Here is a 22,888-nt window from a genome sequence, read left to right as displayed (position 1 = left end):
CAATGACTGAGCAGGTACAACCCGGTCCGCAGCTGGACTGGCTCCTCGACGGCCTGGTGGAACGGATCCCGGAGATCCGCTGCGCCATCGTGCTGTCGGGAGACGGCCTCCTCATCGGCAAGTCGAAGGACCTGCGCCGGGACGACGCCGAGCACCTCTCCGCGGTGGGTTCGGGTATGCACAGCCTCGCCCGGGGCGCCGCGCGCCACTTCCACGGCGGGGAGGTCCAGCAGACGGTCATTCAGATGGACAGAGCGTTCCTGTTCGTCACGGCTGCGGGCAGAGGCGCCCGGCTGGCCGCGATCGCCACGGAGGAAGTGGATGTCGGCATGATGGCTTTCGAGATGGGCACGCTCGTCAAGCAGGTCGGGCAGTACATGAGCGCCGCGCCACGCGTGCAGACCCCGTCCCCCGGCGGATACACACGGGATGCCTGAACCGCGATGGCTCGACGATTCGGAGGCCGGGCGCCACTTACGGCCGTACGCCATCACGGGCGGGCGCACCCGCCACAGCCGGCACACGTTCACGCTGATCACCCTGGTCGTCTCGCGATCCGCACATGACGTCGACCGGGACCGTCTGGAGCCGGAGTCGGCCCAGATCCTCGAACTGTGCCGAAATCGCGCGGTGGCGGTCGCCGAGATCGCCGCACAACTGGATCTGCCGGTGAGCGTGGTGAAGATCCTCTGCGGAGATCTGCTCAACGCCTCGCTGATTCTCGTCCAATCGCCGCCCGGGCAGGAGGACCAGCCGAGTGTGGAACTCATCGAAAGGGTGATGGATGGTATCCGTCAGCTCTGAGCCGGTCATGCCGACCGCGCTGAAGATCCTCATAGCGGGAGGCTTCGGCGTCGGCAAGACCACCATGGTGGGCTCGGTGAGCGAGGTGCCCCCGCTGGAGACCGAGGAGCGCATGACCGAGGTGAGCGTCGGTGTCGACGACCTGACCGGTGTGGAGGGCAAGTCGTCGACGACGGTCGCCATGGACTTCGGCCGGATCACCATCGCGCCGGAGTTGGTGCTGTACCTGTTCGGCACCCCCGGTCAGGACCGGTTCTGGTTCATGTGGGACGACCTGGCGACGGGCGCGCTGGCGGCCATCGTCCTCGCGGACACGCGCCGGCTGGACGCCTCGTTCGCCTCGATCGACTTCTTCGAGGCACGCGAGATCCCGTTCGCGGTCGGGGTCAACTGCTTCAACGGGCAGCGGGAGTGCACGGCGGAGCAGGTGCGGGCGGCGCTGGACCTCGACGCGTCGACGCCGGTCATCCTGTGCGACGTACGCGACCGCGGCTCCAGCAAGGAGGTGCTGCTCGCGGTGCTGGAGGCGGCCCGGGCGCAGGCGGCCGCGCGCCTGACCTCCCTGACCGGACGCTGACCGCACCGGCGCGGCCGCTCACCCGGCGAGGAAGTCACCCACCCGGCCGGTGAACCGCGCGGGGTCGTCCAGCCAGGGGTAGTGGCCCGCGCCCGGCTGGACGGTGAACTCGGAGTGCGGGGCGATCCCGGTGACACGGCGGGCGAGTTCGGGGCGGGGGCCGCCGTCGAGTTCGCCCGCGTACACCAGGACGGGCGCGGCCAGTTCCGCGAGCGCCGCCCGGGTCGCGGGCGGATCGTACGCGCCCTCCGTGCCGTAGACGTCGGCCGCCGCGTCGTTGGTCTGCTCCTCCTCGGCCTCCGCGTGGGCCCGTGCCGCCGCGTCCCAGCGCCCGTAGAAGAAGGGGACGAAGGCGGGGTCGAAGTCGCCGTTCCCCGTCAGCCACGCCTCGAACGGCGGGAACGCCGCCTCGAACCATGGCTCGTTCTTCCGCAGCCGGGCCGCCGCGAGCCGGTCTTCGGCAGTGGCGGGCATCCCCAGGGCCCACGGCGTGGCGGTGATCAGGGCCAGCCGCGCGACGCGCCGCGGGTACCGCGCCGCGTACAGCAGGGCGAGGCTGCCGCCCGCCGAGTGGGCGAGCAGGTCCATGCGCTCCAGCCCCAGGTGCGCGCGGAGCGCCTCCACGTCGTCCACCAGCCGGTCGCACCGGTAGGTGGCGGGATCGGCCGGTGCCGCGGACTCCCCGGTCCCGCGCAGATCGAGGAGGACGAGCCGCCGCCGGGCGCCGAGCCCGCCCAGGTCCCCCAGATAGGCGGAGGCGCGCATGGGGCCTCCCGGCAGCACGACCAGTGGCTGCCCCGTTCCGTGCGGGTGGTAGGCGAGTCGGGTTCCGTCGGGCGCGTCGAAGCTCGGCATGCACCTGATCCTCGTGGCTCGGGCCGCCCGGCCGCAACGATCAGAAAGTGGCCGCCGACCTCTTGCTTACGGCCGGGCGGGCTGGATTACTGATCTCCAGCAAAGCGACCGAATGATCGGTCGTCCGTAATGGTGTGATCGGCTAGGGAGACGCCTCGATGGCGGATGCGCGGGATCTGCTGGACGCGGGGGAACGACTGGACGCGGAGGGCCTGCGGGCCCTGCAGCTGGAACGGCTGCGGGCCTCGCTGCGGCACGCGTACGCGAACGTGCCCTTCTACCGCGCGTCCTTCGACAGGGCCGGGGTCCACCCGGACGACTGCCGGACGCTCGCCGATCTCGCCCGGTTCCCCTTCACGGCGAAGGCGGACCTGCGGGAGAACTACCCGTACGGAATGTTCGCCGTGCCGAGGGAGCGGATACGGCGGCTCCACGCCTCCAGCGGCACCACGGGGCGCCCCACCGTCGTCGGCTACACGGACAACGACCTGTCCATGTGGTCGGACATGGTGGCCCGCTCGATCCGCGCGGCCGGCGGCCGGCCCGGTGACACGGTGCATGTGGCCTACGGCTACGGCCTGTTCACCGGCGGTCTCGGCGCGCACTACGGCGCCGAACGACTGGGCTGCACGGTGATCCCGGCCTCCGGCGGCATGACGGCACGGCAGGTGCAGCTGATCCAGGACCTGAAGCCCGAGATCATCATGGTGACGCCGTCGTACATGCTGACGCTGCTCGACGAGTTCGAGCGCCAGGGCGTCGACCCACGGGGCACCTCCCTGCGCGTCGGGATCTTCGGCGCGGAGCCGTGGACCGGGGAGATGCGGCGCGAGATCGAGGAGCGGTTCGCGATCGACGCGGTGGACATCTACGGCCTGTCGGAGGTCATCGGTCCGGGCGTGGCACAGGAGTGCGTCGAGACCAAGGACGGCCTGCACGTGTGGGAGGACCACTTCTACCCCGAGGTCGTCGACCCGATCACCGGCGAGGTCCTGCCCGACGGCGAGGAGGGCGAGCTGGTCTTCACCTCCCTCACCAAGGAGGCCATGCCCGTGATCCGGTACCGGACGCGGGACCTGAGCCGCCTGCTGCCCGGCACGGCCCGCGTCTTCCGGCGGATGGAGAAGGTCACCGGGCGCAGCGACGACATGGTCATCCTGCGCGGCGTGAACCTCTTCCCCACGCAGATCGAGGAGATCGTGCTGCGCACGCCGGGCGTGGCACCGCACTTCCAGCTCCGGCTCACCCGTGAGGGACGGCTCGACGCGCTGACCGTGCGGGCCGAGGCGAGGGCCGGCGCCACGCCGGAGCAGCGGGCCGCGGCGGCACTCGCCGTCGCCGCGGCCGTCAAGGACGGGATCGGCGTCTCGGTCGGGGTCGAGATCGTCGAACCGGAGTCCCTGGAGCGGTCGGTGGGCAAGATCAGGCGGATCGTGGACCTGCGTCCGCGCTGACCCCCGTCAGTCCGCGGCGAACCGGTCCCGCAGCTCCCGCTTGAGGATCTTGCCGCTCGCGTTGCGCGGCAGCTCGTCCACGAACAGCACCCGCTTGGGCGCCTTGAAGTGGGCGAGCTTCTCGCGTGCGTGGGCGAGGAGTTCGGCCTCGGTCACCCCGCCGCGCGGCACGACGACCGCGGTGACCGCCTCGATCCACCGCTCGTCGGGCAGCCCGATCACCGCGGCCTCGGCCACCCCCTCGTGGGTGTACAGGGCGTCCTCGACCTGTCGCGAGGCGACCAGCACGCCACCGGAGTTGATGACGTCCTTGACCCGGTCGACGATCGTGAAGTACCCGTCGGCATCCCGCACGGCCAGGTCCCCGGAGTGGAACCAGCCGTCGCGGAAGGCGTCGGCGGTCTCCTCGGGCTTGTCCCAGTAGCCCTCGCACAGCTGCGGTGAGCGGTAGACGATCTCGCCGTGCTCCCCGTCGGGCACGTCCTTGCCCTCCTCGTCGACGAGTTTCGCCTCGACGAAGAGCACCGGACGCCCGCAGGAGTCCATACGCCCCTTGTGCTCGTGGGGCCCCAGCACCATGGCCAGGGGGCCGATCTCGCTCTGTCCGAAGCAGTTGTGGAAGGCGAGCTTCGGCAGCCGCTCCTTGAGGCGCTCCAGGATGGGCACGGGCATGATCGAGGCGCCGTAGTACGCCTTGCGCAGCCCGCTCAGGTCCCGTGTGGCGAAGTCGGGGCGGCCGGCGAGGCCGATCCACACGGTGGGCGGGGCGAAGAGGCTGTCCGCGCGGCCCTCCTCGATCAGGTCGAAGATCCGGTCGCCGTCGGGCGCGTCCAGGATGATGTTCTCCGCGCCGACCGCGAGGTAGGGCAGCAGGAAGACGTGCATCTGCGCCGAGTGGTACAGCGGCAGGGAGTGCACGGGCCGGTCGCCCGCGCTGAGGTCGAGGGCCGTGATCGCGCTGAGGTACTCGTGCACCAGCGCGCGGTGCGTCATCATCGCGCCCTTGGGCAGCGCGGTCGTGCCGGAGGTGTAGAGCAGTTGCGCCAGGTCCTCGCCGCGCGGCTCCTCGCCGTCGTACGGCTCGGTCGTGGCGAGCCGTGCGAGCAGCGAGTCGTCCGCGTCGCGCAGCGGCAGCACCCGCACACCCCCGGCGAGGTTTCCCGCCAGGTCCGGATCCGCCAGGACCAGTCCGCAGCCGGCCTGGTCGACGATGTACGCCAGGTCGTCGCCGGTCAGGTTCTGGTTGACGGGCACGTGCACCAGCCCGGCGCGGGCGCAGGCGAGGAAGCCGATCAGATACGCGTCGGAGTTGTGGCCGTAGGCGCCGACCCGGTCACCGGGGGCGAGCCCGGCGTCGCGCAGTGCGCGGGCCGCGCGGGAGACGGCGTCGTCGAGGTCCGCGTAGGTCCAGGACCGGTCGCGGTAGTGGACCGCGATGCGCTCCGGGGTGCGGCGGGCGCTGCGCCGCAGCGTGCCGTCGACTGTGACGCTTCGTCCCGCCGTCATGGCTGCTCCTTGGTCCGCAGGTTCCTGGCGTGATGATCGTGGCGCCCTGCCCCGCAGGTCAAGACGTCTTCGCCGCCAAGAGCGTCGCGCAACGGGCAGCGCATGCCGGTGCCCGGCGGCACCGAACCGTTCGGCGTGGGGAACCGGGCCGAGCCGGTGTGGGACCCGGGAGCCGGCGGGTGCGCGGAGGTCACCACGGGACCGAGCACATCCAGGCGGTCGGCCGGGACGACGGCCGCTGCCCGGTGACCCGCATGTCTGCGAGGAGATCTGCGAGGAGAGAGGGGTCACCGACGGCGCGCTTCCGCGAGCGGGACATCCCGTCCTCGCCGGCGCTCCGGGTGACCCGTGTCCACGGCAGACGGCACGACGGTGGTCCCGTCCCCGCCCCGGACGGGACCACCACCTCCTGGCGCCGCCTCACACGGGCCGGGTGCGTCCCTCCCAGTACGGTTCACGCAGGCGCCGCTTGTACAGCTTGCCGTTGGGGTCGCGGGGCATCGTCTCGATGAAGTCCACGCTGCGGGGCCGCTTGTAGCCGGCGAGCCGGCGCGCGCAGTGGCCGAGGATGTCCGACGCGAGTGCCGGGCCCGGTTCGTGGCCGGGGGCGGGCTCGACGACCGCCTTCACCTCCTCGCCCCAGTCGTCGTGCGGGATGCCGAACGCGGCCGCGTCGGCCACGGCGGGGTGGGTGAGCAGCGCCGCCTCGATCTCGGCCGGGTAGATGTTGACCCCGCCCGAGATGATCATGTCGATCTTGCGGTCGCGCAGGAAGAGGTAGCCGTCCTCGTCGAGGTAGCCGAGGTCGCCGACGGTGAAGAAGTCGCCGATGCGGTTCTTGCGCGTCTTGGTCTCGTCCTTGTGGTACGAGAAGCCGCCCGTGCTCATCTTCATGTAGACCGTGCCGAGGTCGCCGGGGGGCAGCCGGTTGCCCTCGTCGTCGAAGATCGCGAGCTCGCTGATGGGCCAGGCCCTGCCGACCGTGCCGGGCTTCTTCAGCCAGTCCTCGGCGGTGGCGAAGGCACCGCCGCCCTCGCTGGCGGCGTAGTACTCCTCGACGCTCTGCCCCCACCACTCGATCATCGCCCGCTTCACATGGTCGGGGCAGGGGGCCGCGCCGTGGATGGCGTGCCGCATGGAGGAGACGTCGTAGCGCGCCCTGATCTCCTCGGGAAGGGCGAGCAGGCGGTGGAACTGGGTCGGGACCATGTGCGTGTGCGTGCAGCGGTGGGTGTCGATCAGGCGGAGCATCTCCTCGGGCATCCACTTGTCCATCAGGACCAGCCGGTGCCCGATGTGCAGCGAGGCGCCCGCGAACTGCAGCACGGCCGTGTGGTACAGCGGGGAGCACACGAGGTGGACGTTGTCGTCGTACGGCCTGATGCCGAAGATGCCGAGGAACCCGCCCAGGTACGTCTCCTCCGGCGGTTTGCCGGGCAGCGGGCGGCGGATGCCGCGCGGGCGGCCCGTGGTGCCCGAGGTGTAGTTCATGACCCAGCCGAGGGTGCGCCCGTCGGGCGCCGACTCGGGCCGGCCGTCGAGGAGTTCGGCGTACGGCCGGAACCCCTCGACCGTACCCACCGCGTACCGCGCCGCGGCCGGCAGTTTCGCCTCGTCGGCGGCGTTGCGCGCGGCGTCCGCGAAACGCTCGTGCGCGATGAGCACCTTGGCGCCGGAGTCGGAGACGATCCAGGCGATCTCCGGTCCGACGAGGTGGTGGTTGACGGGGACGAGGTAGAGGCCGGCCTGGGTGGCGGCCAGGTACGCGGTGAGGAACTCGACGCCGTTGGGAAGGACCACCGCGAAGGAGTCGCCGCGTTCGAGACCCGCGGCGCGCAGTCCGTGGACCAGCTGGTTGGCCGCGGCGAGCAGCCGCCCGGCGGTCAGTTCCTCTCCGTCGGGCGCGACGAGGACCGTGCGCCCGGGATCTGCCGCGGCCTGGGACCAGAAACCGTTGGCGGCCTGACTCACTGTCAGCTCCTTCCGGCGATCCGGTTGATGCGGTCGACGGCCCTCTCGAAGCCGCGGGTGAGGTCGTCGACGACCGCCTGGACGCTGCGTTCACTGGTCATGCGGCCGACGATCTGGCCGACGGGTGTGCCGAGGAGCGGCTCGACCTCGTACTTCTGGATGCGTGTGACGGCGTCGGCGACGAGCAGGCCCTGCAGGGGCATGGGGAGCGCGCCGGGGCCGTCCGGGTCGTCCCAGGCGTCGGTCCACTCGGTGCGCAGCTGCCGGGCCGGTTTGCCGGTCAGCGCGCGGGAGCGGACCGTGTCGCCGGATTCGGCGGCGAGCAGCTTCCGGACGAGCAGGGGCGAGGGGAGCTCGGCCTCCGTGGTGGTCAGCCAGATCGAGCCGAGCCAGGCTCCCTGGGCGCCGAGCGCGAGCGCGGCCGCCACCTGCTGCCCGCTGCCGATGCCGCCGGCGGCCAGTACGGGCAACGGGTCGACGGCGTCCACGATGTCGGGGGTGAGCACCATGGAGGCGATCTCCCCGGTGTGACCGCCGGCCTCGTATCCCTGGGCGACGACGATGTCGATGCCCGCCTCCTGATGCTTGCGCGCGTGCCGGGCGCTGCCGGCGAGCGCGGCGACCAGGATGCCCTGGTCGTGCGCGCGTTGGACGACATCGGCGGGCGGGGAGCCGAGCGCGTTGGCGAGGATCTTGATCGGGTAGTCGAAGGCGACGTCCAGCTGGCTGCGGGCGACCTGCTCCATCCAGCCGGTGATCCGCCATCCGGACGCCTCGCCCTCGGCGAGTCCGGGCACCCCGTGCTTGGCGAGGGTGTCCGCGACGAACTGCCGGTGCTTTTCCGGGATCATCGCCTCGACGTCGGCCTCGGTGACGCCTTCGACCTTCTTGGCGGGCATGACCACGTCCAGACCGTAGGGCCTGCCGTCGACGTGCTCCTCGACCCAGTCGAGGTCGCGCTTCAGGTCGTCGGGGGCCGTATAGCGGACCGCGCCGAGCACGCCGAACCCGCCGGCCCGGCTGATGGCCGCAGCGACCGCGGGGAACGGCGTGAAGCCGAAGAGGGCGTGCTCGACTCCCAGTTTCTTGCTCAGCTCCGTCTGCATGGGCGCAGGATGCCGCAGCGGCCGGGAGGAGGGAAGAGGTTTCTGATACTCCGTCAGATTTCTTTTGGCCCCGGTCGGGCGGCTTGACACCCCCTCCCGCCGACATGAACCTTTCACCCCGCACGACGTTCCCGAAAGATACTTTCAGGCGGCGCGGCAGGAGGCTCATCGCTGGCACACGGACCGGACGGCGGCCTGACCCACCGTCAACTGTGCAGAGCGGTCACGGTTCTGGACGGCGCCCTCACGCTCGCCCCGCTCACGGGGGCATCGGTGCGGGCCACCGGACGGTCCGGTCACCCCACGCTGCGGTACGGCCCGGCCGAGCGGGCGGGCCTGCTCCCCGCGCACCTGCGGCGCCGCGGATGCAGCGACGCCGCCGGCTGCCCACCGCGCTGACCCAGAGGTCCCAGCGTGCCGAACACGACGTGCTGCTGCGCCCCGCTCTGGCGGGCACCCTGCGCGCGGACCGGCTGCCGCTGCCGCTGCCGCTGCGGCTGGTACGGCGGATCCCGGCGCTGCGCTCGGTGACGGGCTCCATCGGCGGCGTCGGCATCCGCCCGGAACGCGCGCCCGCGTTCGCCCGCCGCTGACCGCCGTGGACAGCTGACCGCCGCCGCACCGCCGTCGCCGCCGACGTCGGCGGTGCGGCGGGCGCGGTCAGCGGCGCTGACCGGCACCGCCGTCTTCGAGGACCGCCATCGCCGCGTTGTGCCCCGGCACCCCGCTCACCCCGCCGCCGCGCACCGCGCCCGCCCCGCACAGCAGCACGTTCGCGTGGCGCGTCTCCACGCCCCAGCGGCCCGTGTCCTGCTGGGCGTAGGGCCAGGCCAGCTCGCGGTGGAAGATGTTGCCGCCGGGCAGCCGCAGGTCGCGCTCCAGGTCCAGCGGCGTCTTCGCCTCGATGCAGGGGCGTCCGTCCGCGTCCGTGGCCAGGCAGTCCTCGACCGGCTCGGCGAGGTGGGCGTTCAGCTGCGCCAGCGTGGACTTCAGCAACTCCTCCCGCACACCGTCGTTGTCGTGCGCGAAGAGCCGCGCGGGGGTGTGGAGGCCGAAGAGGGTGAGGGTCTGGCAGCCCCGCTCGACGAGATCGGGGCCGAGGATCGTCGGGTCGGTGAGCGAGTGGCAGTAGATCTCGGAGGGGGGCGCGGACGGCAGCACTCCGGCGGCCGCCTGGGCGTGGGCGGCGGCCAGTTGCTCGTACCCCTCGGCGATGTGGAAGGTCCCGGAGAACGCCTCGCGCGGATCGACCGCGGTGTCGCGCAGCGCGGGCAGCCGGGTGAGCAGCATGTTCACCTTGAGCTGGGCGCCCTCGGCCGGGGCAGGCGGGGTGTCGCCGGTGAGCCGGGCCAGGTCCTGCGGCGAGGCGTTCACCAGGACGTGCCGTGCGGAGACGGTGCCCTCCCCGTCCGGGCCGCGATAGGTGACCTCGGCAGAGCGCCCGTCGGTCTCGATCCGTACGACCTCACGCCCGGTGGTGATCACCGCCCCCGCGGTGCGGGCGGCCGCCGCCAGCGCGTCGGTGAGCGCGCCCATGCCGCCGACGGGGACGTCCCAGGCGCCCGTGCCGCCGCCGATCACGTGGTAGAGGAAGCAGCGGTTCTGCCGCAGCGAGGTGTCGTGGGCGTCCGCGAACGTGCCGATGAGCGCGTCGGTGAGGACGACCCCGCGCACCAGGTCGTCCGCGAAGCGGGTCTCGACGGCGGCGCCGATCGGCTCCTCGAACAGTGCCCGCCACGCCTCCTCGTCGTCGATGCGGCGGCGCAGTTCGTCGCGGGTGGGCAGCGGCTCGGTGAGGGTGGGGAACACCCGCTGGGCGAGGCGCCCGGTCATCCTGTAGAAGCGCCGCCAGGACTCGTACTCGCGGTCGGATCCGGTGAGACGGGCGAACGCCTCCCGGGTGCGCCGCTCCCCGCCGCCCACGAGGAGGCCGCCGGGACGCCCCTCGCGCTCGACGGGCGTGTACGAGGACACGGTGCGCGCCCGCACCCGGAAGTCCAGTTCCAGGTCCCGCACGATCTTGCGGGGCAGCAGGCTCACCAGGTACGCGTAGCGCGACAGGCGGGCGTCGACCCCGGCGAACGGCCGCGTGGACACGGCGGCGCCGCCCGTGTGCTCCAGCCGCTCCAGGACCAGCACGGACCGCCCGGCCCTGGCCAGATAGGCGGCGGCCACCAGTCCGTTGTGACCCCCGCCGACGATCACGGCGTCGTATCCCTCGAGTGCAGGCATGCCTCTTCGTAGCACGCCATGATCCGGATCGGCCAGAGACGGGCCGTACGGCGGCGATTCAGGACCCGCCCGCAGCCGCTGCCCGCGTGCCGCCGCTCATCCCCCGGCCTTGTACGGCGCCGGCCGCGCGCCGGGGCCGAGCCGGGCCATCGCGCGCAGGATGTGCCGGGGCGGCAGACTCCACCGCAGACGCGCGGGAACGCGGCGCAGGAGGAAGCCGGCGAGGCGCAGCCGGCGGGTCACCGTCGCGGGCCCCGGGGCGGGCCTGCCGTACAACTCGTGGGCGTACGGGGGCAGGGCCGCGTACGCCAGCCGCGCCACGTGCCGCCACAGCAGGGCGCGCACCGGCAGCAGCAGCGGGTGCACCGGCGGGCGGCGCAGGAAATCGTCCACCTCCAGCGCCTCGGGTCCGGCGGCGAGTTCGGGGCGGACCTTCTCGAAGTAGGCGGCCAGCGCGGCCCGGTCCGCGGGCACCCGCTCCGGATCCAGGCCGACCAGGACCGCGCCGGCCCGGTTCTCTCGGATGTAACGGTCGGCCTGTGCGTCGGTGAGGGGGAATCCCGAGCGGCGCAGGACGTGAAGGTAGGAGTCGATCTCGGCGCAGTGCACCCACAGCAGCAGCTCCGGCTCGTCGACCGGATACCGCTCCCCGGTGTCCGGGTCCGCCGCCCGCAGCATGCTGTGGATCCTGCGGACCCGGGCGCCCGCCTTCTCGGCCGCCTCCGTGGTGCCGTAGGTGAGGGTGCCGACGAAGTTCGCCGTGCGCATCAGCCGGCCCCAGGCGTCCGTGCGGAAGTCGGAGTTCTGCACCACGCCGCGGACGGCGCGGGGGTGCAGGGCCTGCAGATAGAGCGCACGGATGCCGGCGACCCACATCATCGGGTCGCCGTGCGCCTGCCAGGTCACCGAGGAGGGCCCGAAGAGCCCCGGATCCGCCTGCATCCCGTCAGTGTGGCCGCGCCCGTTCCGCGCGATCAACCCTTCGTGGGCATCGCGGGCGGCGGGCCGGGCCCGGCGGCATCCCGGGACTCACGGAGTGGGGATGCCCGCGGGGCGGTACGGGCCCCCGAGACGGACCGGTACTCCGGGGGAGTACAGCACGCTGACCGGGGCGTCACGCGGCGTGGGCAGCCCGGCGGCCGCGATCAGCTCCTCCTCGCAGGAGAGCAGCTCGGCACGGTGCAGGGGCCAGCGGGGATGGTGGTTGGGCAGATAGGACGCTCCGCCGAGGAACGCGTTGTGCATGCCCCAGCGGGCGGTGAGGAAATGCTCCAGCTCCGTGGGCTCCTCGATGCGGTCTCCCGTGCGCACGGCGATGCGGCAGTGCGCGCCGCGCGGACCGGGCCACCGGCGGGAGCTGGTGTAGGTGACGGTGTCGCCGACTGCGCGGACCGTCATCCGGGACCACAGGTAGGGCAGCCGGAAGCCGACACGGCCCATGACGACCGGTATCAGCCGTGAGGCGTCCATCGACCGGAACACGACACCCCGTCGGCCGTGCCCGTCGACCGAGTAGAGGCGCACGTTGGTTTCCGGAAAGGACCCGAGGTACGGCACCCCGGGAAGCCGCAGCCACCCCACGCGATGCATGCGGAAGGCCACGAGCCCGACATACGTCAGCCCGTCGTACACGTCGGGGACGGTCCCGTCGGGCAACAGCCCCGCCACGGCGTCCGGTTCGACGGCCCAGTGGAGGAAGCAGAGGTCGCGCCACTGCTGGGTGAGGAGCGGGGCGGGTAGCGCCGTCGGGGCGTCCGGAGTGATGGGGGCCGGTGTCTGCACAAGGCCAGGATGGCAAAGCCTGCGGTGCCCGTGCCTGCCGGACGGCAGCGCGGGCACGGCGCGCGTCCCGGCGGACGCCGTGGCGGGGCGCAGGCCCTCGCCGTGTACGGTGGCCGACGCCGTCGAAGCGGGCAGGGGCGCCGGAGCCTGCACGCCGTCGCCGGCGGAGCACCGCCCGGTGCGGATGGACGAGGTGCGTCACGGCATGGACGAGGTGGACGAGGGATGAGCGGACCCCTGCGGATCGGGATCCTGGGCGCGGCCCGCATCAGCGACCGGGCGCTCGTCTCCCCGGCCCGCGCGGGCGGCCACCGTCTGGTGGCGGTGGCCGCCCGCGACCGGGGCCGCACGCGGGCCTTCGCCGACGCCCACGGGGTGGAGCGGGTCGTCGGCTCGTACGCCGATCTCGTGGCCGACCCCGAGGTCGAGGTCGTCTACAACCCGCTCGCCAACGGGCTGCACGGCCCGTGGAACCTGGCGGCGCTGACCGCGGGCAAGCACGTCCTGAGCGAGAAGCCGTCCGCGAGCAACGCCGAGGAGGCCGCCGAGGTGCGCGACGCGGCCGTCGCGGCGGGCACGGTCTTCATGGAGGGCTTCCACTACCTCTTCCACCCGGTCACCCGGCGCCTGCACGAGCTGCTGGCCTCCGGTGAACTCGGCGAGCTGCGGCACGTGGAGACGGTGGTGGCGATGCCCGCCCCGCCGGACGGCGACGCGCGCTGGTCGCTGCAGCTGGCGGGCGGCGCCCTGATGGACCTGGGCTGCTACGGGCTGCACGCCCAGCGGATGCTCGCCCCGTGGGCGGGCGGCGCCCCCGGGCTGGTCTCGGCGAGCGGCGGGGAACGCGGCGGGGCGCCGGGCGTCGACGCGTGGCTGGACGCGGAGCTCGTCTTCCCCGGCGGCGCCACCGGTGTCGCGCGCTGCTCGATGGTGCACGACGCCTGGCGGGCGACCTGCCGGATCGTCGGTACCCGGGGCGAGGCAACGGCCTTGGACTTCGTCCTGCCGCACCGGGACGACCGGGTCGTGGTGCGCACCCCGGCGGGCGAGCGGACGGAGGAGCTGGGCCGCAGGTCGTCGTACGCCTTCCAGCTCGACGCGTTCGCGGCCCGTGTCCGCGGCGGTGAGCCGCTGCCGCTGGACGCGGAGGACGCGCTGGCGACGATGCGGCTCATCGACGCGTGCTACGAGAAGGCCGGGTTCGCTCCCCGGCCGCGCGGCTGAGCCACGGCGGTGGGCGGCGCCGCCCGCCCACCGGTCCCGGGCGACGCCGGCACGGTCACCTGCGCACCCGGGGCATGCCCAGGCCGATCCAGGAGATGATCTCGCGCTGGATCTCGTTGTTCCCGCCGCCGAAGGTGAAGATCACGGCCGAGCGGTAGCCGCGTTCCAGCTCGCCGTGGAGCACGGCGCCCGCCGATCCCTCCTTCAGCGCCCCCGCGGCCGCGACGATCTCCATGAGCCGGGCGTAGGCGTCGCGGCGGGCCTCGGAGCCGTAGACCTTGACGGCGGAGGCATCCTGCGGGGTGAGCGTGCCCTCCTGTACCGCGTTCACCATCCGCCAGTTGAGGAGCTTCATCGCCTCCAGCTGCGTGTGCGTGCGGGCGAGGCCGCGCCGGACCCAGGGCAGGTCGACCACGCGGCGGCCGTCGGCGAGCTTGGTCTCCATGGCCCAGCGCTGCACGTCGTGCAGGGCACGGATGGCCATGGTGCCGTGCGCGGCGAGCGTGACGCGTTCGTGGTTGAGCTGGTTGGTGATCAGCCGCCAGCCCTTGTTCTCCTCGCCGACGCGGCGGGAGACGGGGACGCGGATGTTCTCGTAGTAGCTGGCGGTGGTGTCGTGGGAGGCGAGGGTGTTGATGAGGGTGCAGGAGTAGCCGGGGTCGGAGGTCGGCACGAGCAGCATGGTGATACCCTTGTGCGGCGGTGCCTCCGGGTCGGTGCGCACGGCGAGCCACACCCAGTCGGCGGTGTCGCCGTTGGTGGTCCAGATCTTCTGCCCGTTGACGACGTACTCGTCGCCCTCGCGGACGGCCCGGGTCCTGAGCGCCGCGAGGTCCGTGCCCGCGTCCGGCTCGCTGTAGCCGATCGCGAAGTCGATCTCCCCGGAGAGGATCCTGGGCAGGAAGTACGCCTTCTGCTCGTCCGTGCCGTACTGCATGAGCGTGGGTCCGACCGTGTTGAGGGCCATCAGTGGCAGCGGCACCCCTGCCTGGGCTGCCTCGTCGAAGAAGATGAACTGCTCCATGGGGGTCAGGCCGCGACCGCCGTACTCCTTCGGCCAGCCCACGCCGAGCCAGCCGTCACCCCCGAGGCGGCGGATGGTGTCGCGGTAGAAGCGCTTCTGCGCCGCCGGGTCGGCGTAGCGGGCGTAGGCGTTGTCCGGCACCAGGCCGGCGAAGTAGCCACGCAGTTCGGTGCGCAACCGCTGCTGCTCGGGCGTGTAGTCGAGATGCACGGCGCCTCCAGGCTCCCCAGGGCAGGTCCTGACGGCGCACACCGTAGAACGTGTTTCAGAAATTGGGAATGCCGGTGCGGGGGGAATGCCCGCCGCGCCCGCGGGCCGGCGGCCGGCCCGTCCCCTCAGCCCAGGGTGTCGATCAGGTCGGTGCAGGCCCGGGCGCACGTCCGGCAGGCCTGCGCGGCTTCCCGGCCGCCGGGGTCCGCGTCGAAGACGTGAGCGCACTCCAGACAGACGGCCCGGCACCACTCCACCTGGCCGCGGATGCCGGCCTCGTCCTGCCGGGTCTGTTCGGACAGCACGCGGCAGGTCGCGTCGCAGACCTCCGCGATCATGATGCCCCTGCGGCGCAGGTGTTCCTGTTCCTCGCTCCCGCCCGGATCCACCAGACTCGCCCGCAGCGCGCACGCCCGCGCGCACCGCACACACGCCTGTGCGCAGGCGAAGCGGTCCTCCAGGAAGCGGATGAGTTCCTGTTGCGATGTCGTCGATGCCACCTCGCCCGGGTAGCCGGAGCCGACCCCGTCAAACCCGGCGTCCCGGCCCGCGGCCCGTTCCCCCCGCGGGGCCGGTACACCCACTGCTGCCGTCAACCGCCAGTTGACACCAAGCGTCCGCCGCCGGCCCCGGCAAGGCCCCGCGCCGGCCGGGCGGCACCTCCGGCCCCCGTCCGACGGCACCCGGCCGCAGGAGACAATCACCGTATGGCTCTCAAGAACGTCACCGACCATTCCTTCGAACGCGATGTCCTCGCCAGCGACAAGCCTGTCCTGGTCGACTTCTGGGCCGCCTGGTGCGGCCCGTGCCGCCAGGTCGCCCCCGTACTGGAGGCGATCGCCGCGGAACACGGCGACAAGATCGACATCGTCAAGCTCGACATCGACGAGAACCGGGCAACCGCCTCCCGCTACCGGGTCATGTCCATCCCGACGATGAAGCTCTTCAAGGGCGGCAAGGTCGTGAAGACCGTCGTGGGCGCCAAGTCCAAGGCCGCACTCGAGCGCAAGCTCGCCGACCACCTCGCCTGACCCGACGCCGGCAGGGGCGCACCACGCCCCTGTCGGCGTCCGTGTGCCCTCACCCTTCTTCTGCCCTCACCCTCCTTCGCCGTCGGTGACGGCACTCCCGCGTCCCACCGGGCGGACGTGTGACCCGTATGCACCGGAGGACGTCGACACACGTGACCATCGCCTCCTCAGCGCCGATACTTTCCGACAATGAACCGACGACACCGTCCCCCCGCACCTGACGGCACGTCAGCGAGGCCGGCACCACCCACGCCGGGTCCAGAGGCTCGCCAGTCAAGCTCCCAGGAGGTAGCCCATGAGGATGTTGATCAACGTCCCGGAAACGGTGGTCGCGGACGCGCTGCGGGGCATGGCGGCAGCCCACCCCGAGCTTGCGGTCGACGTGGAGAACCGGGTGATCGTACGGCGTGACGCCCCGGTCGCCGGAAAGGTCGCCCTGGTCTCCGGCGGCGGCTCGGGGCACGAGCCGCTGCACGGAGGATTCGTCGGCCCCGGCATGCTGTCGGCCGCCTGTCCCGGCGAGGTGTTCACCTCCCCGGTGCCCGACCAGATGGTGCGCGCGGCGGCGGCCGTGGACAGCGGTGCGGGCGTGCTGTTCATCGTGAAGAACTACACCGGCGACGTGCTGAACTTCGACATGGCGGCCGAGCTCGCCGAGGACGAGGGCATCCAGGTCGCGAAGGTCCTCGTCAACGACGACGTGGCGGTCACCGACAGCCTCTACACCGCGGGCCGGCGCGGCACCGGCGCCACCCTGTTCGTGGAGAAGATCGCGGGGGCGGCCGCGGACGAGGGGCAGCCGCTGGAGCGCGTGGAGTCCATCGCCCGGCAGGTCAACGACAACTCCCGCAGCTTCGGTGTCGCCCTCAGCGCCTGCACCACTCCGGCGAAAGGCTCCCCGACGTTCGATCTGCCGCCCGGCGAACTGGAGTTGGGCATCGGCATCCACGGCGAGCCGGGGCGCGAGCGCCGCCCGATGATGACCTCCCGCGAGATCGCCGACTTCTCGGTGCACGCCGTGCTGGACGACCTGCAGCCGCGCAACCCCGTGCTGGTCCTGGTCAACGGGATGGGCGCGACCCCGCTGCTGGAGCTGTACGGCTACAACGCGGAGGTGCAGCGGGTGCTGACCGAGCGTGGCGTCGCCGTGGCCCGCACCCTGGTCGGCAACTATGTCACCTCTCTCGACATGGCGGGCGCCTCGGTCACCCTGTGCCAGGTCGACGAGGAACTACTGCGCCTGTGGGACGCGCCGGTCAGCACGCCGGGGCTGCGCTGGGGCAGGTGAGTGAGGTCAACGTCCATACCATGCAAGGAGGTTCAGTGCTCGACGCCGACTTCTTCCGCCGCTGGATGGCGACGGCCGCCGCGTCCGTCGACCGCGAGGCCGAGCGGCTGACCGCGCTCGACTCGCCGATCGGCGACGCCGACCACGGGACCAACCTGCAACGCGGGTTCCGCGCGGTGGTGACCGCGCTGGAGAAGGAGGCGCCGGACACTCCCGGCGCGGTTCTCCAGCTCGCGGCCCGGCAGCTGATCTCGACGGTCGGCGGAGCGTCCGGTCCGCTGTACGGCACGCTGCTGCGCCGCACCGGCAAGGCCCTCGGGGACGCCGCCGAGGTGTCCGGGGAACAGCTGGCGAAGGCGCTGGGGGCGGGCGTGGACGCGGTCATGACGCTGGGCGGGGCCTCGCCCGGCGACAAGACGATGATCGACGCCCTGGTGCCCGCGGTGGACGCGCTCGGCACCTCGTTCGAGGCCGCGAAGGCCGCCGCCGAGGAGGGCGCCGTCGCGACGACGCCGTTGCAGGCCCGCAAGGGCCGCGCGAGCTATCTCGGTGAGCGCAGCATCGGGCACCAGGATCCCGGCGCCACCTCGTCGGCCCTGCTGATCGCCGCACTGGTGGAGGCCGCCGGTGAGTGACGCCGACGAGAAGCCGGTGGGCATCGTGCTCGTCTCGCACAGCGCCGCGGTCGCCGCGTCGGTCGCCGACATGGCGACGGCACTGGCGGGCGGCGGGGCGACCGCGCCCGTCGCCGCGGCGGGCGGCACGGAGGACGGCGGGTTCGGCACGAGCGCCGAACGGATCTCGGCCGCGGCCGCCTCCGTGGACCGGGGCGCCGGGGTCGCCGTGCTGATGGACCTGGGCAGTGCGGTCCTCACCGTGAAGGCGCTGCTGGCGGAGGGGGACGAACTGCCGGAGAACACCCGGCTGGTCGACGCGCCCTTCGTCGAGGGCGCGGTCGCCGCGGTGGTCACGGCCTCCGCGGGCGCGGACCTGGCGGCGGTGGAGGCGGCGGCCAAGGAGGCGTACGGGTACCGGAAGGAGTAGTCCCGGAACGCAGCCGCCGCCGGCCCGGGCCGGCGGCGGCTGCGTCATGTCCCGTCGTGCCCGCTCCTCTCGCGGGCTCCGTTCTCCCGCAGGAACCTGCGCGCCAGCTCCTCCCCCCGTTCCCTGGCCGCGCGGCGGTCCTCGAGCCGGGACACGCGCGCGTCCCTGAAGACGATGTACGTCACCCCGGAGTCGGCTCCGCCGGTGCGCGGGTCGTGACGGATGCCCAGGGCCCTGGCGGTGGCGTACGACGCCTCACCGATGATCTCCCGGGGACCCGTGTCGCCGACGACCGCGTACTGGACGCGGCCCCGCAGGATCACAGCGGCGACGGAACCGCCCCCGATGCCGTATCTGCGGTGGTCCCAGATGGCGCTGGGACCGGGCACCACGATGTACGGCAGGGTCTCGGCGCTCACATGCCGTCCGTCGGACTGCTGGTACGTGGTGGCCGGGGTGAAGGACGGATCGGTCCGCCGGTTGCACACCGGGCCGGGCCGCCCGTCGCAGTCGGTGTCCATGTCCGCCTTCCAGAACACGGCGCCGCGGGCCCCGCAGACCGGGATGTCCGCCGGGGTGCCCTGGTCGCTGCGGTAGCGCCCGCGCGACACCTGGACGCAGTCGCGCACCGCGTCCAGCAGGTCGGCGGCGCGCACGGCGCCCTCGTGTGCGGCCGGGGGCTGCTGCGGCCGGGCGCCGGCCAGCAGCAGGGCGGGGGCGAGCAGGGCGGGGGCGAGCAGGGCGGCGCCGGCCGCGGCCGGCAGCAGCAGCGGAACGAACACGACGAGAGCCCCTCTTCCGGAGGTGACGGGTGGTCATCCACCCCGTAGACGTGCCACGTTCGGGGGTTCGTCCACCAAGAGGGAACCGGACGGAGCACAGCCCCTTGGTGCGGTCGAGTGGCCGGGAGACCTGCCCGGCCACTCGACCGCGCTCGCCGGCGCGGGAACAGCGACGACAGCGGGACCGCGCCGTCGGGCACGAACTGCCGCGGGTGGCAGGCAAGTTCACGCCGTGTCAGGCACCAGCATACGTAGCCCCGGCGTGCGCCGGGGGAACACCGCCTTTCATCGCCCGCACTCTTGCCGCGATCGGAGCAGTCATGCCATAAAGGTACAGACCAATCCGGTGGAGGGAGACGGGCCGTGCGACGCGTTCCGGTGCCGGTGCTCTGCGGTTCGCTGCTGCTCCTGGCGTCCTGCGCCTGGGGCGGCGAGGGCGACGCGGGAGGCGGACGGCCGCCCCAGGCGCCCCTGGGGGTCACGGCGGTGGCCGGCAGCGCGACAAGCGTGCACGTGATGTGGACCCGGCTGTCGGGCGATCCCGGGATCGCCCGGTACGAGGTCTATCGCGGCACCACGAAGGTGAAGGAGGTGCCGGGCGACGAGCACATGGTGGACGTCACCCGGCTGGAGCCGTCGACGACGTACACCTTCACCGTGCGGGCCCGCGGCGCGGGCGGCGCCCTCGGCCCGGCGAGCCGTGAGGTCCGTGCCACCACGCCGGCGGCCGTCGCCGCCGACACACGGCCCCCGTCCCGGCCGGGACGCGCGAGCGGCAGGGCCGTCGGGAGCGGGGCGGTCCGGCTGGCCTGGCGGCGGTCGGCGGACGACCGGGGCGTGGTCTCCTACGACATCCACCAGGGCGGCTCGAAGATCCACAGCGTGGGCGGCGGGCAGACGACGGCCGTGATCACCGGGCTGCGGGCGGGGACCCGCTATGCGTTCACCGTCCGGGCCCGCGACGCGGCCGGCAACCTCTCACCGGCGAGCGGGACCGTGCGGCTGACCACGCCGCCCGGATCCGACGACGGCAGGGGCACCGCCCCGACCCGCTTCCGTGCCACGGCACACCGCGCCGACGGGGCGTACTACCTCGATCTGTCCTGGGTCCCCCCGGACGCCGACGGAGTCATCACGGAGTACGGGATCCACCTCGACGGGAAGCCGGCCACCTCACTCGTCTGGGGCGGCACGGCGCCGCGCACCACGGCCTCCTACAGCTTCTACGTGGGCCGGGAGGCCGGGGTCACGCACCGGGTGCGGATCCGGGCGAAACTGCCGGACGGCACCTGGGGCGGCTTCTCGCCCGAGCGGACGGTGACGACGGGCCGGTGACGGCGGGCCGGTGACGACGGCCGGTGGCGTGTCCCGCACGGCCTGCCGGACTACCGCCGCACGTCAGGCTCTTCGGAGGCGGGCAGGTCGTCGAACGCGCCCAGGGCGTGTGTCAGCCACTGGATCCAGAAGGTCTCCAGGTCGATGCCGGCCCGCAGCACGAGATGCCGGATGCGGTCCTGCGCGGAGTCCCTGCCGGGCCCGAAGTCACGTTTCTCGATCTCCAGGTACTCGGCCAACTGGCCTTGGTGGAGGGCGAGATGGCGGTGCAGGTCCGCCTCGATGCCCTCGGTGCCGACGACGGCTGCGGCGCGCAGCCGCAGCAGCAGCACGTCGCGCACCGGCTTGGGGTCCTGGGGCGCGGACGTCCAGCGGGCGAGCTCGGCGCGGCCCGCGGGCAGGACCTCGTACGACTTCTTCTGCCCGCGGACCGGCTGTGCGGTGGGGAGGGCGCGGATCAGGCCGTCACTCTCCAGCCGCCCCAGCTCGCGATAGATCTGCTGGTGGGTCGCCGACCAGAAGTAGCCGATCGACCTGTCGAACCGACGGGTCAGTTCGAGTCCCGACGACGGCTTCTCCAGCAGGGCGGTCAGGATCGCGTGCGGGAGTGACATGAGCTCATCCTAGGGAGCGGCACACGGCCCTACAGCGCCGCGGCCAGTTCCGTGCCCTGCTTGATCGCGCGCTTGGCGTCCAGCTCCGCCGCCACGTCGGCGCCGCCGATGAGGTGCGGTGTCCGGCCCGCGGCCACCAGTTCCTCGTAGAGGTCGCGGCACGGCTCCTGTCCGGTGCACAGCACGATCGTGTCGACCTCCAGGACCCGGCTCGCGCCGTCGACGGTGATGTGGAGCCCGGCGTCGTCGATCCGGTCGTAGCCCACCCCCGGAACCATGGTGACGCCGCGGTGCTTCAGCTCCGTGCGGTGGATCCAGCCGGTGGTCTTGCCGAGCCCCGCGCCGACCTTGGAGGTCTTGCGCTGCAGGAGGTGGACGGTGCGCGGCGGGGCCGGCCGCTCGGGCGCGGTGAGGCCGCCGGGGGCGCGGTAGTCCATGTCGACGCCCCAGTGGCGGAAGTAGGTCGCCGGGTCCTCGCTCGCCTTGTCGCCGCCGTCCGTGAGGTACTCGGCGACGTCGAAGCCGATGCCGCCCGCGCCGAGGATCGCGACGCGCTCCCCGACGGGGACGCCGTCGCGCAGCACGTCGAGGTAGCCGACGACGCTGGGATGGTCGATGCCCGGGATCTCCGGGGTGCGCGGGGCGACCCCGGTCGCGACGACGACCTCGTCGTGGCCGGCCAGGTCGCCGGCACTGACGCGGGTGTTCAACCGGACGTCCACACCGCGCAGTTCGAGCTGGGTGCGGAAGTAGCGGAGCGTCTCGTCGAACTCCTGCTTGCCGGGGACCCTGCGGGCGATGTTGAGCTGGCCGCCGATCTCGCCCGCCGCGTCGTAGAGCGTGACGTCGTGGCCGCGCTCGGCGGCCGAGAGGGCGCAGGCCATCCCGGCGGGTCCGGCGCCCACCACCGCCACCCGCTTGCGCAGCCGGGCCGGGGACAGGACCAGCTCGGTCTCGTGGCAGGCGCGCGGGTTGACCAGGCAGGAGGTGATCCTGCCGCTGAAGGTGTGGTCGAGGCACGCCTGGTTGCAGCCGATGCAGGTGTTGATGGTCTCGGGACGTCCCGCCGCGGCCTTGGCGACGAAGTCGGCGTCGGCGAGCATCGGGCGGGCCAGGGACACCATGTCGGCACAGCCCTCGGCGAGCAGCCGCTCGGCGACCTCGGGGGTGTTGATGCGGTTGGTGGTCACGAGCGGGATCGAGACGGCACCCATCACCTTCTTGGTCACCCATGTGTATGCGCCGCGCGGTACGGAGGTGGCGATGGTCGGGATGCGGGCCTCGTGCCAGCCGATACCGGTGTTGATGAGGGTCGCCCCGGCGGCCTCGACCGCCTTGGCGAGCGTGACGACCTCGTCGAGGGAGGACCCGCCGGGAACCAGGTCGAGCATGGACAGCCGGTAGACGATGATGAAGTCCTCGCCGACGGCCTCGCGGACCCGGCGGACGATCTCCAGCGGGAACCGCGTCCGGTTCTCGTACGACCCGCCCCAGCGGTCCTCGCGCCGGTTGGTCCCGGCGGCGATGAACTCGTTGATGAGGTAGCCCTCGGAGCCCATGATCTCGACCCCGTCGTAGCCCGCCTGCCGGGCCAGGCGGGCGGCGCGCGCGTAGTCGTCGATCGTCTGCTCGACCTCGGCGTCGGTGAGCGCGTGCGGGACGTACGGGCTGATCGGGGCCTGGAGCGCGCTCGGCGCCACGAGGTCCTGGTGGTAGGCGTACCGGCCGAAGTGGAGGATCTGCATCGCGATCCTGCCGCCCGCGCGGTGCACGGCCTCGGTGACGACGCGGTGCCGCTCGGCCTCCTCCTCGGTGGTGAGCTTGGCGCCGCCCTCGTACGGGCGACCCGCCTCGTTGGGTGCGATGCCCCCGGTGACGATGAGGCCCACTCCCCCACGCGCCCGCTCGGCGTAGAACGCGGCCATGCGCTCGAAGCCGTGCTCGGCCTCCTCCAGGCCGACGTGCATCGATCCCATGAGCACGCGGTTGGGCAGGGTGGTGAAGCCCAGGTCGAGCGGGCTCAGCAGATGCGGGTAGTGGCTCATCGGG

The 22,888-nt window shown here is 72.7% G+C and carries 23 protein-coding genes and 1 pseudogene; 12 read left to right on the top strand and 12 right to left on the bottom strand.

Annotation, left to right across the window (positions count from 1 at the left end; genetic code table 11):
• The first annotated feature begins 2 nt into the window (after window positions 1–2).
• The 3 genes from ACZ79I_RS38010 to ACZ79I_RS38000 are packed head-to-tail and all read left to right on the top strand — an operon-like array spanning window position 3 to window position 1,381.
• Window positions 3–437 carry a roadblock/LC7 domain-containing protein gene (locus ACZ79I_RS38010; RefSeq protein WP_471504102.1) on the top strand — a complete coding sequence of 145 codons (435 nt, stop codon included), beginning with the start codon at window positions 3–5 and terminating at the stop codon, window positions 435–437.
• Window positions 430–804: a DUF742 domain-containing protein gene (locus ACZ79I_RS38005; protein WP_471504099.1), complete on the top strand. Its 375-nt coding sequence runs from the start codon at window positions 430–432 to the stop codon at window positions 802–804. Before ACZ79I_RS38010 ends, ACZ79I_RS38005 begins: the two co-directional genes overlap by 8 nt.
• Window positions 785–1,381 carry a GTP-binding protein gene (locus ACZ79I_RS38000; RefSeq protein ID WP_471504097.1) on the top strand — a complete coding sequence of 199 codons (597 nt, stop codon included), beginning with the start codon at window positions 785–787 and terminating at the stop codon, window positions 1,379–1,381. The genes ACZ79I_RS38005 and ACZ79I_RS38000 overlap by 20 nt, the downstream gene beginning before the upstream one ends.
• An 18-nt stretch (window positions 1,382–1,399) precedes the next feature.
• Here ACZ79I_RS38000 and ACZ79I_RS37995 read toward each other — a convergent pair whose 3' ends face one another.
• A complete protein-coding gene (locus tag ACZ79I_RS37995; protein WP_471504095.1) occupies window positions 1,400–2,236 on the bottom strand; it encodes an alpha/beta fold hydrolase in 837 nt (278 codons plus the stop codon).
• A gap of 158 nt (window positions 2,237–2,394) precedes the next feature.
• On the opposite strand from ACZ79I_RS37995, the gene paaK reads away from it, so the two are divergent.
• Window positions 2,395–3,690 (top strand): phenylacetate--CoA ligase PaaK, encoded by a 1,296-nt coding sequence (gene paaK / locus ACZ79I_RS37990; protein WP_471504093.1) that lies wholly within the window; start codon window positions 2,395–2,397, stop codon window positions 3,688–3,690.
• 6 nt (window positions 3,691–3,696) lie between these two features.
• Here paaK and ACZ79I_RS37985 read toward each other — a convergent pair whose 3' ends face one another.
• The 3 genes from ACZ79I_RS37985 to ACZ79I_RS37975 all read right to left on the bottom strand — a co-directional run bounded on the left by ACZ79I_RS37985 (window position 3,697) and on the right by ACZ79I_RS37975 (window position 8,273).
• Window positions 3,697–5,196: an acyl-CoA synthetase gene (locus ACZ79I_RS37985; RefSeq protein ID WP_471504091.1), complete on the bottom strand. Its 1,500-nt coding sequence runs from the start codon at window positions 5,194–5,196 to the stop codon at window positions 3,697–3,699.
• Window positions 5,197–5,616: 420 nt separating this feature from the next.
• Window positions 5,617–7,167, bottom strand: a complete 1,551-nt coding sequence (locus tag ACZ79I_RS37980; RefSeq protein WP_471504089.1) for an acyl-CoA synthetase — start codon at window positions 7,165–7,167, stop codon at window positions 5,617–5,619.
• Window positions 7,168–7,169: 2 nt separating this feature from the next.
• Window positions 7,170–8,273, bottom strand: coding sequence for an NAD(P)H-dependent flavin oxidoreductase (locus ACZ79I_RS37975; RefSeq protein WP_471504087.1), 1,104 nt, complete (start codon window positions 8,271–8,273; stop codon window positions 7,170–7,172).
• Window positions 8,274–8,638: 365 nt separating this feature from the next.
• On the opposite strand from ACZ79I_RS37975, the gene ACZ79I_RS37970 reads away from it, so the two are divergent.
• Window positions 8,639–8,866, top strand: coding sequence for a hypothetical protein (locus tag ACZ79I_RS37970; protein ID WP_471504084.1), 228 nt, complete (start codon window positions 8,639–8,641; stop codon window positions 8,864–8,866).
• Window positions 8,867–8,933: 67 nt separating this feature from the next.
• Here ACZ79I_RS37970 and ACZ79I_RS37965 read toward each other — a convergent pair whose 3' ends face one another.
• From ACZ79I_RS37965 to ACZ79I_RS37955, 3 genes are all read right to left on the bottom strand, one after another.
• On the bottom strand, window positions 8,934–10,505 hold the full coding sequence (locus ACZ79I_RS37965; RefSeq protein WP_471504082.1) for a phytoene desaturase family protein: 1,572 nt from the start codon (window positions 10,503–10,505) through the stop codon (window positions 8,934–8,936).
• Window positions 10,506–10,601: 96 nt separating this feature from the next.
• Window positions 10,602–11,447, bottom strand: coding sequence for an oxygenase MpaB family protein (locus ACZ79I_RS37960; protein ID WP_471504080.1), 846 nt, complete (start codon window positions 11,445–11,447; stop codon window positions 10,602–10,604).
• An 87-nt stretch (window positions 11,448–11,534) separates the two neighbouring features.
• Window positions 11,535–12,287, bottom strand: coding sequence for a YqjF family protein (locus tag ACZ79I_RS37955; RefSeq protein ID WP_471504078.1), 753 nt, complete (start codon window positions 12,285–12,287; stop codon window positions 11,535–11,537).
• Window positions 12,288–12,360: 73 nt separating this feature from the next.
• Between ACZ79I_RS37955 and ACZ79I_RS37950 the strand changes: the two are divergent.
• Together ACZ79I_RS37950 and ACZ79I_RS37945 are read left to right on the top strand one after the other, a co-directional pair.
• A pseudogene (locus ACZ79I_RS37950) lies at window positions 12,361–12,516 on the top strand (dehydrogenase); the annotation flags it as partial.
• Window positions 12,513–13,511, top strand: a complete 999-nt coding sequence (locus tag ACZ79I_RS37945; protein ID WP_471504076.1) for a Gfo/Idh/MocA family protein — start codon at window positions 12,513–12,515, stop codon at window positions 13,509–13,511. The pseudogene ACZ79I_RS37950 and the gene ACZ79I_RS37945, both read left to right, overlap by 4 nt.
• Window positions 13,512–13,566: 55 nt before the next feature.
• Here ACZ79I_RS37945 and ACZ79I_RS37940 read toward each other — a convergent pair whose 3' ends face one another.
• Window positions 13,567–14,745 (bottom strand): acyl-CoA dehydrogenase family protein, encoded by a 1,179-nt coding sequence (locus ACZ79I_RS37940; protein ID WP_471504074.1) that lies wholly within the window; start codon window positions 14,743–14,745, stop codon window positions 13,567–13,569.
• 125 nt (window positions 14,746–14,870) lie between these two features.
• The gene (locus ACZ79I_RS37935) at window positions 14,871–15,245 is read right to left on the bottom strand and encodes a four-helix bundle copper-binding protein (protein WP_471504072.1); all 375 of its coding nucleotides are present in this window, start codon (window positions 15,243–15,245) and stop codon (window positions 14,871–14,873) included.
• A gap of 207 nt (window positions 15,246–15,452) precedes the next feature.
• Between ACZ79I_RS37935 and trxA the strand changes: the two genes are divergently transcribed.
• The 4 genes from trxA to ACZ79I_RS37915 all read left to right on the top strand — a co-directional run bounded on the left by trxA (window position 15,453) and on the right by ACZ79I_RS37915 (window position 18,108).
• Entirely contained in the window at window positions 15,453–15,776 is a 324-nt protein-coding gene (gene trxA, locus ACZ79I_RS37930) for a thioredoxin (protein WP_471504070.1), read from the top strand.
• A gap of 295 nt (window positions 15,777–16,071) precedes the next feature.
• Entirely contained in the window at window positions 16,072–17,064 is a 993-nt protein-coding gene (dhaK, locus tag ACZ79I_RS37925) for a dihydroxyacetone kinase subunit DhaK (RefSeq protein ID WP_471504068.1), read from the top strand.
• 35 nt (window positions 17,065–17,099) lie between these two features.
• Window positions 17,100–17,699 carry a dihydroxyacetone kinase subunit DhaL gene (gene dhaL, locus ACZ79I_RS37920; RefSeq protein WP_471505482.1) on the top strand — a complete coding sequence of 200 codons (600 nt, stop codon included), beginning with the start codon at window positions 17,100–17,102 and terminating at the stop codon, window positions 17,697–17,699.
• A complete protein-coding gene (locus tag ACZ79I_RS37915; RefSeq protein WP_471504065.1) occupies window positions 17,692–18,108 on the top strand; it encodes a PTS-dependent dihydroxyacetone kinase phosphotransferase subunit DhaM in 417 nt (138 codons plus the stop codon). Before dhaL ends, ACZ79I_RS37915 begins: the two co-directional genes overlap by 8 nt.
• Window positions 18,109–18,152: 44 nt before the next feature.
• On the opposite strand, the gene ACZ79I_RS37910 is transcribed toward ACZ79I_RS37915, so the two are convergent.
• Window positions 18,153–18,890 carry a glycoside hydrolase family 75 protein gene (locus ACZ79I_RS37910; protein ID WP_471504063.1) on the bottom strand — a complete coding sequence of 246 codons (738 nt, stop codon included), beginning with the start codon at window positions 18,888–18,890 and terminating at the stop codon, window positions 18,153–18,155.
• Between the two features lie 363 nt (window positions 18,891–19,253).
• On the opposite strand from ACZ79I_RS37910, the gene ACZ79I_RS37905 reads away from it, so the two are divergent.
• Window positions 19,254–20,225 (top strand): fibronectin type III domain-containing protein, encoded by a 972-nt coding sequence (locus tag ACZ79I_RS37905; RefSeq protein WP_471504060.1) that lies wholly within the window; start codon window positions 19,254–19,256, stop codon window positions 20,223–20,225.
• Between the two features lie 50 nt (window positions 20,226–20,275).
• Here the strand turns inward: ACZ79I_RS37905 and ACZ79I_RS37900 are convergent, their stop codons facing one another.
• Both ACZ79I_RS37900 and ACZ79I_RS37895 read right to left on the bottom strand, forming a co-directional pair.
• Complete coding sequence (locus ACZ79I_RS37900; protein WP_471504058.1) at window positions 20,276–20,839, bottom strand: PadR family transcriptional regulator; 564 nt, start codon at window positions 20,837–20,839, stop codon at window positions 20,276–20,278.
• 29 nt (window positions 20,840–20,868) lie between these two features.
• Window positions 20,869–22,884, bottom strand: a complete 2,016-nt coding sequence (locus ACZ79I_RS37895) for an FAD-dependent oxidoreductase (RefSeq protein WP_471504056.1) — start codon at window positions 22,882–22,884, stop codon at window positions 20,869–20,871.
• Between the last annotated feature and the right edge of the window lie 4 nt (window positions 22,885–22,888).

The sequence above is a fragment of the Streptomyces sp. PSU-S4-23 genome, from assembly GCF_055632315.1.
The sequence above is the reverse complement of the archived record's forward strand: the minus strand, read 5'-3'. Positions and strand labels throughout refer to the sequence as shown.